This is a genomic window from Thermosynechococcus sp. B3, assembly GCF_030323045.1.
Taxonomy (GTDB): domain Bacteria; phylum Cyanobacteriota; class Cyanobacteriia; order Thermosynechococcales; family Thermosynechococcaceae; genus Thermosynechococcus.
Map to the genome: position 1 here is coordinate 19,130 of NZ_CP097584.1, position 16,399 is coordinate 35,528.

Genomic DNA, 16,399 nt, shown 5'->3' on the forward strand with positions numbered 1-16,399 from the left:
CAGCGGAAAACTAAAGTTAGACTGCCCTACCCAAGCTTTGGTTCAGATCGACAGAGACTGCACAATAATAAAAAAACTTAATTAACAGATAGAGTCATTCTTAACCTAACCTTTACATCGTTCGCGTATTATCGCCCTAGCTTGTCTTTGAGTTGCGATAGATTTGTCGTTGCTATCGAGCAAGCTGTCATGCAGCCCTTGTTCTGAAAACTTATGGAGTACATGAACGGGGATGAGATCCTCGTGCCTGCTGTCAGTGCACAGTAGTTCTAACTACTTTGAGCAGTCTCAATCCTCACGAGAGGGGCTGTAAACACTGATGCATCAATGCATTTGTTCATTGTTCTTACTTGCGATCGCGCTTATGATCTTCAAACTCAGAAAATCTCGAATTCTCATTGCTGTTTGCGCCATCCTCACCGCTGGCATTGTTGTTGCCTGTGGCCCTCAGGGAGGGGGTGGCCCAAATCAAGCGGGCGAGCCGATAAACATTAATGGTGCCGGCGCCACTTTTCCAGCCCCCCTTTACCAAAACTGGTTCAAAACCTACGCCCAGCAGGTTGATCCCAACGTCCAAGTCAGTTATCAATCCGTTGGCAGTGGAGCAGGCCTCGAGCAATACATTAACGGTACAGTGGATTTTGCTGGTTCCGATGCCCCAATAGCCGGCGATCGCCTAAAATCCTTCCAAGAAAAATACAAGGTAGATCCAATTCAAGTGCCCATGGCGGGGGGTGCCGTTGTCTTTGCCTATAACCTGCCCGGTGTGGATGAGCTGAAATTACCGCGGGCGGTCTATTGCGACATCGTCATGGGCAAAATTACCCGCTGGAATGATCCCAAGCTGGTTGCCGCAAATGAGGGTAAAACGCTTCCCGATAAACCAATTACCTTTGCCCACCGCTCTGACGGCAGTGGCACCACATTTATTTTCACAAACCACATCAACACCGTGTGTCCCGGCTGGCCGGCAGGGGTTGGCACCTCCGTCAATTGGCCTGTGGGTGTTGGTGGCCAAGGCAATGAAGGCGTGGCTGCCCAAATTCAGCAAAACGAAGGCACCATTGGCTACGTCGAGTATGCCTATGCCAAACTCAACAACTTGCCCCGCGCCCTACTGGAAAACAAGGCAGGTAACTTCGTCTATCCTTCCCCGGAAGCTGCCTCCAAAGCCTTTGAGGGCGCTGACGTTCCCGAAGATTTTGCATTGTTAGTGCCGGATCCCGAAAATCCCGAAGCCTTTCCCATCGCTGGCTTGACATGGATCTTGGTGTATCCTGAGTACCAAGATGGCAGAAAATGGCAAGCCCTTAAAAATGTGCTGCTTTGGGCACTGGGCAATGAGGGCAAAAGCATTGCCGAACAACTGGACTATGTTCCCATGCCTGACGACATCGTCGAGCGAGTCAAGGCAACCCTCGATAAGGTGAAAGTTAAAGGCTAAATCATTTAACTGCAGGGGGAGTGTTTCCCCCTCGCAATCCCCTAGGATGAAAAAGAGTCAGTTATGGCAATTGATCAATATTACCCGTGAAACCTATGGCTGTTACCAGCACCCCCCCTGAATTACCGGATTTGGCTGCGATTGAGGCACGGAAAAACCTACGCTACTACCTCGATCAATCCTTCTACTATCTGACAATGGTCTTTGCCCTAGCGGTGGCTGTTGCCCTGCTCTGGATTGTGATTCAAATTGGCCTTGCGGCTATACCTGCAATTACACGATTTGGCCTGCGCTTTCTGGCTAGCACCACATGGGACCCGGTGCAAAATATCTACGGCATCCTACCCCAAATCTACGGTACCCTTGTGAGTGCCCTCATTGCCCTACTGGTGGCAGTTCCCCTAGGAATCGGTATTGCAGTCTTTTTAAGTGAGGACTTTCTACCGACATACCTAAGTACCCCCATCGCCTTTTCTATTGAGTTATTGGCAGCGATTCCCAGTGTGGTGATTGGTCTGTGGGGGATTTTTGTTCTCATTCCCTTTTTGCAACCCGTTTACAGTTTTTTGCATCAGCACTTTGGCTGGATTCCCTTTTTTGGTACCAGTCCCCGTGGTAACAACCTCCTCACCCTAGGTTTAGTGCTGGCCTTCATGATTTTGCCCTTGATTAGCTCCATTTCACGGCAAACGCTGGTTTCTTTGCCCCCTTACTTACGCCAAGGAGCAATGGCTCTGGGAGCCACCCGTTGGGAAACCATTTTGCGGGTTCTCATTCCGGCTGGCTTTTCTGGGATTGTCGGTTCAGTGATGTTGGCTTTGGGGCGAGCCATGGGCGAAACAATGGCCGCAGCGATGCTAGTGGGAAATGCCAACCGCATTAGCCTCTCAATCCTTGAGCCGGGTTCGACGATAGCGTCATTGATTGCCTCCCAGTTTGGTGAAGCAGGGCGAGAGCAAGTGGCTGCACTGCTGTATGCTGGTTTGGTGCTCATGATCCTGACGCTGCTGGTCAATATCTTGGCGGAAATCATTATTAAGAAGTTTCAAAACGTTGAGCGATAGGTTGCACCATGACAGAGATCAGTAACCGCCCTTCTGCCGCAGAGATTCAACTAGGCAAGGTCTGGACTTCGGCACGAAACCTCTTTGGTCTGTTGATGACAGGTGTGACGGGACTGTTTGCTGTCATTGCGGTGATTCCCTTGGCAGCCATTGTCATCAATGTGGCGTCCCAAGGACTGCTTCGGATCAACTTAGATCTGTTTACAAAACTCCCACCGCCACCGGGTCTGGGTGGGGGGGGCTTAGGTAATGCCATCGTTGGTACGTTAATTGTGCTTGCTGTTGCCATGGCGATTAGTGTTCCCATTGGGGTTTTGGGAGCCGTCTGGCTGTCGGAATTCGGGCGCGGCAGCAAAATTGCCTATTGGGTGCGGTTTTCGGCGAACGTTCTCAGCGGGGTGCCCGCTATTATCGCGGGTTTATTTTCCTACACGATTGTGGTCATGACCATGGGCACCTTTAGTGCTTTTGCCGGTGGGGTTGCCCTTGCAGTGGTCATGCTGCCCATTGTGATGCGAACCACAGAGGAGGGGTTAGTCCTCGTTCCTGAAGAGGTTCGTCTGGCGGCATTGGGGTTGGGGGCGACTCGTTTTGAAACCGTCAGTCGAGTGGTGCTTCCTGCGGCGCTACCCTCTATTGCTACTGCGGTGACTCTAGCGGTGGCACGGGCGGGGGGTGAGGCGGCTCCTCTCCTCTTTACAGCACTGAATAATAACTTCTGGTCAACGGATTTGTTTCGCCCCATTTCCACGCTTTCGGTACAGGTTTATTTCTTTGCCATCATTCCCTACAAACCCCAGCAGGAACTGGCATGGGCAGGCGCGTTGGTGTTGCTGAGCATCATCTTGCTCGTCAGTATTGTCTCGCGTCTGCTTACCCGTAAGAAACGCTACTAAGGACTTAAAAGGTAACTGTTCTATGACGACTCATCCTAAACCCACTCCCAAAGTCGTTCTCCAAGTCCAAAATGCCTCGATTTTTTATGGCTCATTTCGGGCAGTGCGGGATGTAACGATGGACATCTATGCCAATGAAGTGACGGCTCTCATTGGCCCATCGGGTTGTGGTAAAAGCACACTACTGCGCTGTTTTAACCGCATGAATGACCTAGTGCCAGGTGCTCGGGTAGAGGGCAAGATTACCTACCACGGCAAGGATCTCTACGCCAAGGAGGTGGATCCAGTAGAAGTGCGGCGGCGTATTGGCATGGTGTTCCAAAAGCCCAATCCCTTTCCGAAATCAATTTATGACAATGTGGCCTTTGGAGCGCGGGTCAATAAGTATAAGGGGGATTTGGGTGAGCTAGTGGAAACGGCGCTACGGCAGGCGGCTCTTTGGGATGAGGTGAAGGACAAGCTCAAAGAAAGTGGTCTATCGCTCTCTGGCGGACAACAGCAACGGCTATGTATTGCGCGGGCGATCGCCACCAAGCCTGAGGTCATCCTCATGGATGAGCCCTGTTCTGCCCTTGACCCCATTTCTACCCTCAAGGTGGAAGAACTAATCCATGAATTGAAGCAGAACTACACAATTATCATCGTGACCCACAATATGCAGCAGGCAACTCGAGTCAGCGATCGCACCGCCTTCTTTAATGCCGAGGCCACTGAACGGGGCAACCGGGTGGGCTACCTTGTTGAGTATGATTACACTAGCGTCGTCTTCAATAACCCCAAAGAGCAAGCCACGATGGATTATGTCAGTGGCCGCTTTGGTTAAAGCCTAAAGCTGCGGCTGCTGCTGGTGCCAAGGGGTCGCCTGTTCATAGGCATAGGCCACGTGAAAGAGGGTCTCTTCCCCTAGGACGTTGCCAATCAATTGCAGACCAATGGGCAGCCCTTCCTGATCAAAGCCACAGGGGAGGCTCAAGCTTGGTAGCCCGGCAAGGTTGACGGGAATGGTCATCAGATCTGACAGGTACATACTCAGGGGGTCGGCGGTTTTTTCCCCAACTTTGAAGGCAGTGGTGGGGGTGGTGGGGCAAACCAAGACATCCACCTGTGCAAAGGCTTGGGCAAAGTCTTCTTTGATCAGGGTGCGTACCTTTTGTGCCCGTAGGTAGTAGGCATCATAGTAGCCAGCGGAAAGGGCGTAGGTGCCAATCATGATCCGCCGCTTCACCTCAGCCCCAAAGCCTTGGGCGCGGGTTTTCATGTACATTTCAAGGAGATCGCTGGCTCCTTCAGCGCGAAAACCAAAGTTCACGCCATCATAGCGGGCTAGGTTTGCCGAGGCTTCCGAGGGGGCAATGATATAGTAGGTGGGCAGGCCGTAGGCAAAGCGGGGACAGGAGAGTTCAACAATCGTGGCCCCCAATTCCTGAAGGGTTTTTAGGGCGGCTTCAAGGGCGGATTTCACCTCTGGTTGCACGCCTTCTGCTAGAGTTTCTTGAATGACGCCAAGGCGTATGCCTTTGAGATCGGGTTTGAGGGCTTGGGTGTAGTCGGGAATCGACACGCTGAGACTGGTGGCATCCTTGGGATCATGCCCCGCGATCGCTCCCAAAAGAATCGCAGCATCGGTAACCGTCGGTGCCAAAGGCCCAATTTGATCCAATGACGACGCATAGGCAACAAGGCCATAGCGCGACACCAAACCATAGGTAGGTTTGAGGCCGACCACCCCACAAAAGGCGGCGGGTTGACGAATGGAACCGCCCGTATCGGAACCAAGGGCAGCAGCACATTCTCCGGCAGCCACGGCGGCAGCAGACCCCCCAGAAGACCCCCCAGAGACCCGCTCTGGATGCCAAGGATTGGCGGTGAAACCAAAGGCAGAATTTTCAGTAGAGCTGCCCATGGCAAATTCATCGAGATTGGTTTTGCCCACCATAATCGCGCCAGCGGCCTGCAATTTTTGGGTCACAGTGGATTCGTAGGGGGGGACAAAGTGCTCCAGCATCTTAGAAGCACAGGTGGTGCGCACACCGTAGGTGCAAAGGTTATCCTTGATGGCCAAGGGAATCCCTGTGAGCACACCAATCTCTTCACCGGCAGCAATGCGCTCATCCACGGCGGCCGCTTGGGCAAGGGCGCGATCGCCCGTCACGGTTAAGAAGCTATGGAGCGTTGGCTCCACTTGGGCAATGCGATCTAAGTAAGCCTGGGTAATTTCAGTGGCGGAGCGTTCTTTGCGAACGAGTTGACGGTGGAGCTCCTGAATCACTGACATAAATGCAGATTCCCTAGTGACAATGCAACACTGGCGATCGCGGGCATGGCCGCAAACAGGCCAATCTTAAGTTTAGCAATGTGGCTGATCATTTATCGCCCCAGATGCAGCGCTTTGGCACGGCGCTGTCTCCTAATCAATCAGCGATATATTAGGAATCAAGAAGCCGTGACGACGGTGCCCATGCCCTTGGGGAGTATTCGATGGAACCGCTCGACCCCGTGGATCGGGAAGCCTTTAGCAATCCCACGTTGCAGCGATTGTGGTTCTTTGTCTATTTGCTGCCCATTTTTGGCATGATTCCAGCACTGTGGCAGTTGAGTCGCCGGGGGAGCGATCGCCAGACCCGTCAAGTCAGTCGTCTTGCTCTTCTCATTGGTCTCATTTGGCTGTTGGGCTATGGCCTGCTGAATGGGGCGGTCAGCGTGAGTGAAGCCCAGTCTCTGCATCATGGCCTATTACTCTTTCTCAATAGTCTCTGGGGATCCGCCTACTTTTTGGTGAACTTGGGGCTAATGGTGCGCCTATGGCGGGGGCGATCGCTGAAATTGCCCGTCTTGCAGCGTCTGATGAAATACCTGCCATGACCCCCAGGCGTTGGTTTTGGCCCCTGTTAGGATTCAGCGCCATTCTGGTGCTCATCCTCTGGTTGATATCGGCACTCACGTGGCTCTATGTGCAGGTGGCCTTTACTGCCCCCTTTTTGGCCAATCTCTTGGTGCTGATTTTCATTGGTCTATTGGGGGGGCTGCTCTATACCTTCTTTCGTTACCTGTACTTACTTGAGCGCAAGGGCAAGCCCAAGCCCGCTACCGCTACGCCCCAAGCCCCCCTTGATAAAACGGAAGCCGCCGCCGAAAACCTCAAAGCCCTACGGCAGCAACTGAGTCAAATTGAAGATGAGGTGGCACGGCAAGCACTGTTGGCACGGGCACGGGAGCTGGAGGAGGATTTTTACCGCCAAGAATTGCGCATTGTGGTCTTTGGCACCGGTTCAGCGGGTAAAACCTCTCTCGTCAATGCCCTCCTTGGTGAAATGGTGGGGGAAGTGGCACCAACAATGGGCACCACCGCAGTGGGGCAAACCTATCGTTTTTGGCTACCTAATACAGAGCGGGAAATTCTGATTACCGATACCCCCGGCATTTTGGAGGCGGGTGTGGCTGGAACCTACCGGGAACAATTAGCGCGACAACTGGCCGCAGAAGCAGATCTGCTGCTTTTTGTGCTCGATGATGACCTGCGCCAGTCGGAATATCTGCCCTTGGTCAACTTGGTGGAAATGGGCAAGCGATCGCTCTTGGTCCTCAATAAAATTGACTTGCGCTCCGAGGCCGATCAACTGGCTCTTTTGCGCCATCTACGGCAGCGAGTTAAGGGGTTGATTCCGCCCCAAGATGTCGTGGGTATTGCCGCCCGTCCCCAACCGATTCGCCTCGACACAGGAGAGTGGTTAGAACCCGAACCCCATATTTGGCCATTGATTCGGCGGCTGAGTGCCATTCTCCGCGAGGAAGGGGATGACCTCGTGGCAGATAATATCCTCTTGCAGTCTCAACGCCTAGGGGAGCAGGCTCGCAAAATCATTGATCAGCAACGGCGCCGCCAAGCCGATAAGGTGGTGGAGCGCTACCAGTGGATCAGTGCGGGTGTGGTCTGTGTCACGCCGATTCCCGGCGTAGATCTACTGGCTGCCGCCGCCGTGAATGCGCAAATGGTGATGGAAATTGGCAAGGTCTATGGCTGTGACCTGAATCGCGATCGCGCCCGCGAATTAGCCCTTTCCTTGGGCAAAACCCTGGTCAGCTTGGGCATTGTTAAGGGAGCCATGAATCTCGTCGGTACGGCCTTGCAATTGAGCATGGGGGGGCTGGTGGTGGGCAAAGCCGTCCAAGGGATTACAGCTGCCTACCTCACTCGCATTGCTGGTAAAAGTTTTATTGAGTATTTTCGCCACAACCAAGACTGGGGCGATGGTGGCATCAGCGAAGTAGTTCAACAGCAATTTGAACTCAATCGCCGCGATGAATTTATTCGCTCCTTTGTGCAGCAGGCGATCGCTCGCTTGCCATCGCAACTTGGAACCGTGATTCCTGAGGCGATGAAAACCCCTTTATCCCATGAGGAAGAGCTATCTTAAGCGATCCTAACAATTGCCCCAAGGACATCGGCAAAAACCGCTACTATGTTGAGTAATTAAATTATTTTCACGTTGCCGATTTCGGATGAGTCTCTCGACCCGCAGTCCTGATCTTGAGGTGGAACAACTGCCGCAGTTATTGCAGGCAGCTCGGTCTCGTTATTTAGCCGGGGAGCGATCGCCCGCCGTCATCAAGCCCCTCTCTCAAGTCCTGCAAGCGGTTCTAGAGCGCAACATTGATAGCCATCTCAGCCAACGAGGGGGGTATCTCCAACGCTTAGTGGAAGCCTATTTTCGCCTTTTTCCCCGCTGCTTAGAACATCTCAGTCGCGAACAACTGCAGCAGCAGGCTGTTCACAAAACTGTGCTGCGCATAGTGCAAATTCCTGCCACCATCATTCAGGATGAGTACGATCGCCTCAATCGTGGCCAGTACAATCAACCCCTGAAGCAACTGGTGCTTGCCTTTAGTCGCCCAGTCCTAGCCAACCGCAATCCCTCCCCCGAACTGACAGAGGCCGAGTGTTTCCTCGCCTTCTTTATCCAGTGCCTACGTCAAGAACTCGGTGCAACGGTTCTCCTATCCCCCCAGTTTCGCCAAGAGTACCGCGATCTCCTGCGCACGGTCTGTCTGGGTAGCTCTGATCCCGAGCAATGCCAAAGTAACCTCACGGGCTGGCTCTGGGAAGCAATGAAGTCCTTTGACCCCCTCAAGCCCTTTGGTGCCACTGGTCATGGTCGTCCCACCTTTGAAGCATGGGTGCGCACGGTCATCAGCAATAAACTGGCGGATGAAAAACGCAAACTCCTCAAGCGCGAGGCCGATGAACTGCTCTTCTATGACAACCGCGCCCTGCAAGTCTTTCAAGATCGTTATCAAGCAGCACCCCCTGAGGTACAACGGGAGATTGATCCCAAAGCCTGCGCTCAGTTGATTAAGATTGTCCAAACGGAAATTACCGATCCCCGTATCCGTGCTTCGACGGCTCGCTTGCGCCAGCACATTGCCCAACTCTTGGGCTGGACGATCGAGTACACCCGCGACATTCATCAACAGGTACGGCGTATTCTTGGACGTTATGTGCAGTCCACTCGCTCTCTGAACATTTGCTCCACCGACAGCAACCAAGAATGGATTGACAACTATCCCGATACCCGCACACTGCCAACCAGCAATGGCCAAGGGGTGGAGTCCATGGTGGAGTTTCTCAATGATCCGCAGACGCCGACATGGGTCAGGGATTGGTGTGAGCGTCGCCGTACCCAAGCGGAAATTGCCCGTGAACTCTTTGTCAGCCAGCCCACGATTTCTCGCTGCCTCGGTCGTGAATATCGCCTGTGGCTCTACCGTAAATTCTTTCAAGATCCCCAGATTCCGCAATGGATGAGGCGATGGTATGAAACCCAATCAATCCCCAGCCCCCATCAACGACGGCAAACCCGCCGTGAAATTCACCCTGACTATGCCCGTGGCCTCTGCACCGCAAAACAAATTGATGAGCAAATAGAGGCCAAACTTGCGCAGTGGTGTGAGCATAACGATATTTACTACCTTCCCTAGGCAGCCTCGCTTTTTCGTACTTGGTTTGGATGACGACGGCTATGACTTCCTTTTTGGCACCGACTGTTCCCATTCGTTCCCTGATATTGGATGCCGCCCATGGGGTGCTTCAGGGATGTCGTCCCAGTCGGCAACGGCAGGTTCTGCCCTATTTGGTTGCCCTCTACTCGTTCATAGACTGGTGGGAAAATGAGGGTGTTCCCAGTAAGCAGGATGATCTGGACGATCTGCCCGATGATCTGACCTTGAGTACCACTTGGTGTGAGCGGCCAGAGGTTCTTGACCTTGTGGACATTGCGGATCTCAACTTGGAAGGGGTGCAGTTATCTATCTATCCTGTCGAGGCGGGAGAGTCTGTGCGGATTCATTGCCCGACATTTTTGGGGGTGATCAACGCCGATTTGGCGGTTGCTGTTGGTTTGGATCGCGATCGCCGTCAGGCACAGATGCTGGGTTTTTGCGATCGCCAGACCCTTCTTGACTACTGGCAACACCATCCAGCGGATGCCCAAGGCTATGGCACCTTTCCCCTAGAGCACCTGCAACCCATCTTCTACTTGCCTGAGCAAATTAGCTTCCTCAACCCGCTGCCCCGAAGCACACCGCTGGCCACCAAGGGCAATACCTACGGTCAACCCCTCGAAACTCTACCGCAGCTCACCCAGCACACGGCTGTTGCTGAACCTGAACGGTTACCCCTCGACAATGAAACCGCAATCCAACGCCTTTTACAAGCTCTCCAAGGCTACACTGAAACCTCGGAAATTTCCCTCTCCCAAGATTAGGATTGGGCTTCTGGGGGCGATGTGTTTTCGGGTGGGTGCTCGCGGTAGTAGGCCTGTGCTCCCTCTTTGGTATGAATCTGACCGGGTTGAGGGCGGCGATGGGTTTGCAGGCCTTGCAGCACTTCTGATAAGGTCAGGCCTTCCGGCAGGGGCGATCGCACTTCCCGCACCTTGTGCCACACCGAGCGCGACATCATTAAACTGCGGCGGATAGGTTCAGCCCAGCTTTCAAGGTAGGCTTCTCGCTCCCCTTGGTAATCCGTCGAAGACAGCAGTAGAGGTACGGGCGGATAGGCCTGCACCAAGCGAGCAATGTGGGTCAGTACCCCTGGATACAGATTTGTATAGGCAGGATGTACTGTTAAGTCTAGCCAGTGGGGCGTGTGTCCATCTTGGCTGGTATGGAGTGTATAGGAGGCGATCGCCACCTTCCGCTGTGGTTCAAACACATAAGCACGATGCACTTGTACCTGTTGCGACCAACTGGCCAAACCGTGGTGTAGCCAATCCAAAAGACTCGTTTGAAAGTCCCGATAGTGGCGATTAAAGACTTGGCGCACCAGTGCCGGCATCGACATCGTATCCAACTCATGCAGCAACCGTGCATCAGCATTCGTGACCTTCAGCAAATTAGGCAAGCAAGGCGTGCCCTGTGCCAGTTCTGCCAACTGATCCGCTGAAATTTGCCAGTAGGTGAGATGCGCCAAGGGTTGAAAGCCATTTTGGCGGTAGAGGTCTAGTGCTTCACGGTGGTCAATATTGATTTCAACCATCCAAGTACGGGCTTCCACAAGGGTACTAAAACAGTGGCGCAGGAGTTGTGTCCCCACCTCCGTAAACTCTTGGGCGGCCAATTGCTGCACCTGCCATGTGGTGCGACTTTCATTAAAGGGAGCCACTTGCACAACGCCTAACACTTGGTTGTCCCGCTCCGCGACATAAATCCGCAGCTTGCTCATCCCCGTTAGCCACTGCAATAGATGCAGCGGTGAGGTCATCAGGCCACCCGCCAAGGACGGCAGACCAAAGGGTTGATCATGTACCCCTTCATGGCACAGCCGCTGTTCCACCACCTCCACATCCCGATAGGCCAAGGGACGGATAATCAAATCACCAGTGGAGGGCAAGTCGGAAACCATCAGCCGGCACCAATCACTACTTCCATCTTAAGGACTCCGTCACCAAAATAAAGGGGCGCTGCCCCACGACAACCGCCCCAGCAAGATAAATTGTGCAAAATCGCCTTAGTAAAGTTCTTCCTCTTGGTTGGTGAGGATTTTACAATCAGAGCGGGGATAGGCGACACAGGTGAGCACAAAGCCCTTCTCGATTTGGTCATCATCCAAGAAGGATTGATCCGACTGATCCACTTCCCCTTCCAGCAGCTTGCCAGCACAGGTCGAGCAAGCACCAGCACGGCAGGAGAAGGGCAGGTCTAGGCCTTGCTCTTCAGCCACATCCAGAATGTACTCATCTTCGGGCACATCAATGGTTGTTTCGCTTCCATCAGGACGCACAAGCGTTACTTTGTAGGTTGCCATGAATCTTGTCCTCTCTTATATGGAAAAGGCAGGGAGCCATCACGCTCCAATTTAGATACTAGGGGAAAACCTCAGCCTTGATTGGCAACTGCAAACCCCTCCTTGTATCGTTTTCGTAATCTAAGGCTTCCAAGGTATCTGAAATACTTATAGACATTGAACTCTATGGAGAAAATTAAGCAAACTCGATGACTGGCTCTATTCTCCGACTCGATGGCGCGGGGGCACAACCAACTCCCCTGTCCGATACCGATTCACCATGGCCGTTAGGGCTTGCTCCATCTCACGGCTAAAGCGTTGGGGATTCCACAGGGGGGCATAGCGTTTAGCTTGCCGCAGTTTCCAGCTGACCTGCTGCCGCAGGTCTGGCTCCGTCCCGAAACGAATTCCCCAATTCACATACTCCTCATCATTGAAGGCAATCCCCTCCTCAACGCCAACATTTTTGAGGAAAGTGTAGGTGTGCCGTGCCACAAACTGCTGACCCACCTTCGTCACAATTGGCACCTCCATCCATAGCGCCTCTAGGCTCATTGCCCCCCCCACATAGGGATAGGTATCGAGTACTACATCTACATCGTAAAGATTGGCACGGTGAATCTCTGGCGGATTTGATGTCAAGAAATAGAGTTTGTTTAAATCAAATCCCTCAGCTTCCGCCACACTGCGGCACCACTCCTCAAAAATCGAGCTACTATGGTGATACTTCACAATGAGTACAGCATTTGGCACCGCTTCAACAATGGCAAATTGCAGCTTGAGCATTTCGGGTTGAATTTTACTGGCTCGCTGGGCACACAGAAAGATTACCGTATCGGCACTCAGCCCCAATTGATCGCGAATTCCTGTTCTGTTGGCCACCTCATAGCCATCAAGGGAGAGATAACAATCCGGCAGCCGCCACAGGGTTTCTGTGTACCATGCCTGCGCTCCCTCAGGCAGAATGTAAGGGTCAACAATAAAGTAATCTACTGTTGGCAAGCCAATGGCATCAAAGCCCACCCATGTCGCTTGTATAGGCGCTGGCTTGAGGGTGAGAACTTGATAGGTAAGGTCACTGGTACAGCTATCTAAGTCAATGAGAAGATCAATCTGATCATCATAAATCTGCTGAGCAATTTCAGTAGCACTTTTGCCCCCTTGACGAACATGGCTCAAGTGAGATTGAAACCAACGCGCAATGTTGTCTTGCTTGATTGACTCTGACCATGGACTATAGCCAAAGACCTCAAATTCTTCACGATTAAAGCAGTGAATGAAGCCACGGATTTGGTGAGCAACGGGATGCTCCTGAAAGCACATTCCGATCAAGCCAACCCGAATTTTTTCAGACTCTCTTTTCAAGATGTGACAGTATTTCCCTATGTTTTTCAAGTAATTATGGGAATGATTATAAAAAAGCTGATTGCGCTGGTTGTAGATTGGCTTTAATAACTTTGGCTCATCAATGTAGTGACACCAGTGAAAGTAAGAAGAACTGGCGTAGAAAAAAGCGCCAAAACCTACCGCTGCACCATCTAAATGCTCTTGAAGATAGGTATGGCAACTGGAAAGCTGCTCCTGCCATTGTTGAAATAGCCTAGCTAATGTTTGGTCGTAGCGCAGATCATACTTAAAGGTTTGATATACATGGAGCTGAGTGGTCAGAGTCAAATCTCCACCAAGGGGTGTCAACGAATCCTCGGCTAGTCGTTGAGCACAGGCTAGTGCTAACTCAGGTAGCCCGCCCAAGCAAGCCATGCGTGCCAAAAACTCGTAGAGACCCCATTGCTCGTTAGCTAGCTCTAGATATAAGGGAGCGAGAACTTTTGCCCGCTGTGCTGGAGCATTACTGAGTTCATTAAAAATTAAATCCTGAAGCGAATTACTGAGAGTAGAACACTGGCTCAGAGCTTTTAGAAAATTGGGGAGCGAGGGTAGGTCTAGGTAATAGGTAATTAAGTAGCGAGCGATTTTTAGAGCATCGTCAGCCTGATTGCTATCTTCAAAACCCTCCTCCTGTAGCGAGGAAGACAACTGCTCCAGTAGAGAATCAACCTCGCTTGGTTCCACCCGCAGTTCTAGTAACAGTGCTAACAACTGGAATCCCCAAGAAACTTTAGCCTCAAATTCATAGGCATAGGTCAGCAGAATAAAGCGATGAGTCAAATCTACATCGGAAAAAGAGGCAGTTTCAGCTAGAATCTTTGCCCATGTGTGGGTTGCAGTAGTATCTTCAGGAAACTCACTCAGATAGACAGACCACAACAGTTGAGCAGCGGATTCTTCCCCCTGAAGTAGATAGGCTCCTCCTTGGTAGCCTATCCATTGGGCGCTGGGGTGAGTTTGGCTGAGCCTCTCACAGGTGCTGAGGACTTTTTCATAGCGCTGGTGTTTCAGGTTATGACGTAAATAGGATGTCCAAGCAATTACATTGGGAACAACAGCCACCTGTATCAAAACCTGTTCTAGGAATGCTTCCCATTCGCGGGCACGAACTGACCATGTGCAGTGGCGATTGATGTAGTCCACTTGAGCACGGAGATGGGCATCGAGGGCGGCATGGGCTTGAGGGTCTTTAAACCGTTGAATCACCCGATCAAGCACGCGGCCATAGGCAGCCAGATAGTCCTCGTGGGGAAGAGGGATGAGGTCAGCAAAGCCCGCTGTTGTTTCAGGGAGGGCACCCAGTTCACTAGTAATGACGTAGCAACCGCTGGCCATAGCCTCCATTGCGGCAATGCAGGAGGTTTCAGCAAAGGTATTCGTATAGGCCCAAATGGCAGTGGATTTGAGGGCTTGAGCTAGTTCTGGTTGGGGGAGTGACCCAATATAATTGACATTGGCCAAGTCATGGCAGCGTTGGTAGAGGTTTCCATACCGCTGTTGATCCTCAGCCTCGCTGGCTTGATAGACCTTCATGCTGGAATAAACATTGAGACGTACTGAGGGATGGCTCGCCTGCAGCGAAGGCATGAGATCAAGAAGTAGATTCAAACCGCGAAAGGGGGTACTCGTATAGGCCAGTGTCAAAGGTTGCGCCTTTGCCTTAAGGATAGATTCTGTAGGATCAAAAAGGTTTTCAAAACAAGGGGCAATGGCATTACGCAGGACAGCGGTTTTCTCAACAGGAATTTTGAATACTTCAATATATTGCTCTTGCTGCCATTGACTAATTAAGATAATCCGTTGATAGACCTGTTGATGTTCAGGGGATTGCAAAAATTCAACGGCAGGTTGATCGGCAGCGTGTTGTGTCCATAGTAGTAGAGGAGTCTGGGGTGGCAGGACAGAGCGCAGCGGATCCATCGGTAGGGCACGGTTGAGCAGAACAGCAACATCGGGACGCAGTTGTTCAAGGAATTCTACTCTTAGCCAAGACAAGGGTAGGTGGGGAACATGGCGAATAGATTCAATGTGCTGTGTACTGTTGAAAAGCCAAACTTCATGCCCCCGCCGCTGCAACTGCTCCGCTAGATAACAGAGTGCTGATTGTGATCCCCCTAAGGGAGCTTCATAGGGTGTGTTGAGTGTGTACTGCCAACGAATCCGATCAACAAAAAGAATCCGCATCGCAAGAGGACTACCAATTAATATAATTTTCTCTTAGTACGATATTTTTTGATTAAAAAAAGCCAAGAATTGTTCCTTGGCTTTAAGCTTATGTACATTTGAGACCACTTAAGTCTCTTGGCTACTTGAATTTAGCTGCACTTAGCAGCTACCTGGAGCACTTTGGTTACTTCCTTCCTTAACACTAGCAGTCGTTACACCATTAGCAACTGTGACACAGCCACGCACACCTGTACCTGCGGTGTCATTAGAGTCTGTAGTCACATCAGCAGTATTCACACCAATGTTTTTCAGTGTCAGCGCACTGTAACCATCAGGCTGGCTGACACCAATTTTGAGCGTACCAAGGTCGTTGGCAAATGAAGTGGTTTCCAAGCGGTAGGCTTGCTGAGCACGGTTGACCGCACCCACAGCGTTTTTAGCACTGGCGAGACGAGCTTTAGCGGCCTGGTTGAGCATGGAGGGCAGGGCAATGGCGGCCAAGATACCGATGATGATCACCACCACCAGCAGCTCAATGAGGGTGAACCCTTCGTTGGCTTTTTTCTTGGCCAGCAGGTGCTGGAGGAATTTTGCTTTCAGTTCGGTTTTCATATTTTTGAGACTCCTTAGGTCAAGACATATTCGCCTCTAGGCATAACATACCCACCCCCTGCAGCAAAATTAACACCCCTTCCAAAAAGTTTCCGATTTTTTCCTGCTACTACTGGAGTGCCCTCGGTAGGCGTCATTCCCAATCTGCTAAATTTGCGGTAGCTGGCTCCTGTGGTATCTTCGCATGGTGTGCAGTAGGCTAGTCTATAGTTATCAAGCCTGATCAGTCTCTTTATGAATAACCGTGGCAATGGCTTTGGCTGGGGATTTCTAGCAGGTGCCCTCTTTGGTGGCATTGCGGGTTCCCTTGTCACGCTTTTAGTCAAGGACAGACTGCGGCAAGCAGCTACAGGTGAATCCAGACGGCTGCGGGGGGATAAAGCCACTCCTCTCAACGGCAGTGATGACAACTTAATGGAGTCGATGCGCCTAGAGCTAGAGGCCAAAATTGCCCAAATTAATGAAGCGGTGGATGACCTGCAAAACCGCCTCAGCAACGAGGATCAGCCTTGAGCGGTAGGTAGAGTACGGCTGCTAAAACAAATAA

At 51.9% G+C, this 16,399-nt stretch carries 14 protein-coding genes; 9 read left to right on the forward strand and 5 right to left on the reverse strand.

The features are described 5' to 3' along the window. Positions 1-364 precede the first annotated feature (364 nt). The 4 genes from pstS to pstB all read left to right on the forward strand — a co-directional run bounded on the left by pstS (position 365) and on the right by pstB (position 4,227). A complete protein-coding gene (pstS, locus tag M0646_RS00090; RefSeq protein WP_149817021.1) occupies positions 365-1,444 on the forward strand; it encodes a phosphate ABC transporter substrate-binding protein PstS in 1,080 nt (359 codons plus the stop codon). A gap of 95 nt (positions 1,445-1,539) precedes the next feature. Then, positions 1,540-2,508 carry a phosphate ABC transporter permease subunit PstC gene (gene pstC, locus M0646_RS00095; RefSeq protein WP_149817023.1) on the forward strand — a complete coding sequence of 323 codons (969 nt, stop codon included), beginning with the start codon at positions 1,540-1,542 and terminating at the stop codon, positions 2,506-2,508. Positions 2,509-2,516: 8 nt separating this feature from the next. Further along, the gene (gene pstA / locus M0646_RS00100) at positions 2,517-3,404 is read left to right on the forward strand and encodes a phosphate ABC transporter permease PstA (protein WP_149817025.1); all 888 of its coding nucleotides are present in this window, start codon (positions 2,517-2,519) and stop codon (positions 3,402-3,404) included. A 22-nt stretch (positions 3,405-3,426) separates the two neighbouring features. Beyond that, positions 3,427-4,227, forward strand: coding sequence for a phosphate ABC transporter ATP-binding protein PstB (gene pstB / locus M0646_RS00105; protein WP_149817027.1), 801 nt, complete (start codon positions 3,427-3,429; stop codon positions 4,225-4,227). A 3-nt stretch (positions 4,228-4,230) separates the two neighbouring features. Here pstB and gatA read toward each other — a convergent pair whose 3' ends face one another. Beyond that, positions 4,231-5,679, reverse strand: a complete 1,449-nt coding sequence (gene gatA / locus M0646_RS00110) for an Asp-tRNA(Asn)/Glu-tRNA(Gln) amidotransferase subunit GatA (RefSeq protein ID WP_286626048.1) — start codon at positions 5,677-5,679, stop codon at positions 4,231-4,233. 203 nt (positions 5,680-5,882) lie between these two features. On the opposite strand from gatA, the gene M0646_RS00115 reads away from it, so the two are divergent. From M0646_RS00115 to M0646_RS00130, 4 genes are all read left to right on the forward strand, one after another. Further along, positions 5,883-6,266, forward strand: a complete 384-nt coding sequence (locus M0646_RS00115) for a hypothetical protein (RefSeq protein WP_286626049.1) — start codon at positions 5,883-5,885, stop codon at positions 6,264-6,266. Next, the gene (locus tag M0646_RS00120) at positions 6,263-7,819 is read left to right on the forward strand and encodes a DUF697 domain-containing protein (RefSeq protein ID WP_286626050.1); all 1,557 of its coding nucleotides are present in this window, start codon (positions 6,263-6,265) and stop codon (positions 7,817-7,819) included. Before M0646_RS00115 ends, M0646_RS00120 begins: the two co-directional genes overlap by 4 nt. 85 nt (positions 7,820-7,904) lie before the next feature. Further along, a complete protein-coding gene (locus tag M0646_RS00125) occupies positions 7,905-9,380 on the forward strand; it encodes a hypothetical protein (RefSeq protein WP_286649743.1) in 1,476 nt (491 codons plus the stop codon). A gap of 29 nt (positions 9,381-9,409) precedes the next feature. After that, a complete protein-coding gene (locus M0646_RS00130) occupies positions 9,410-10,165 on the forward strand; it encodes a hypothetical protein (protein ID WP_149817036.1) in 756 nt (251 codons plus the stop codon). Here M0646_RS00130 and M0646_RS00135 read toward each other — a convergent pair. The 4 genes from M0646_RS00135 to M0646_RS00150 all read right to left on the reverse strand — a co-directional run bounded on the left by M0646_RS00135 (position 10,162) and on the right by M0646_RS00150 (position 15,852). Then, positions 10,162-11,304, reverse strand: a complete 1,143-nt coding sequence (locus tag M0646_RS00135) for a GNAT family N-acetyltransferase (RefSeq protein ID WP_286626056.1) — start codon at positions 11,302-11,304, stop codon at positions 10,162-10,164. The two genes, M0646_RS00130 and M0646_RS00135, sit on opposite strands and share 4 nt — an antisense overlap. Before the next feature lie 105 nt (positions 11,305-11,409). Beyond that, positions 11,410-11,706: a ferredoxin PetF1 gene (gene petF1 / locus M0646_RS00140; RefSeq protein WP_011056851.1), complete on the reverse strand. Its 297-nt coding sequence runs from the start codon at positions 11,704-11,706 to the stop codon at positions 11,410-11,412. Positions 11,707-11,904: 198 nt separating this feature from the next. Beyond that, positions 11,905-15,258, reverse strand: a complete 3,354-nt coding sequence (locus M0646_RS00145) for a glycosyltransferase (RefSeq protein ID WP_286649744.1) — start codon at positions 15,256-15,258, stop codon at positions 11,905-11,907. 141 nt (positions 15,259-15,399) lie between these two features. Then, entirely contained in the window at positions 15,400-15,852 is a 453-nt protein-coding gene (locus M0646_RS00150; protein WP_286649745.1) for a type IV pilin protein, read from the reverse strand. Between the two features lie 234 nt (positions 15,853-16,086). Between M0646_RS00150 and M0646_RS00155 the strand changes: the two genes are divergently transcribed. Further along, the gene (locus M0646_RS00155; RefSeq protein WP_149817044.1) at positions 16,087-16,365 is read left to right on the forward strand and encodes a hypothetical protein; all 279 of its coding nucleotides are present in this window, start codon (positions 16,087-16,089) and stop codon (positions 16,363-16,365) included. Positions 16,366-16,399: the final 34 nt, after the last annotated feature.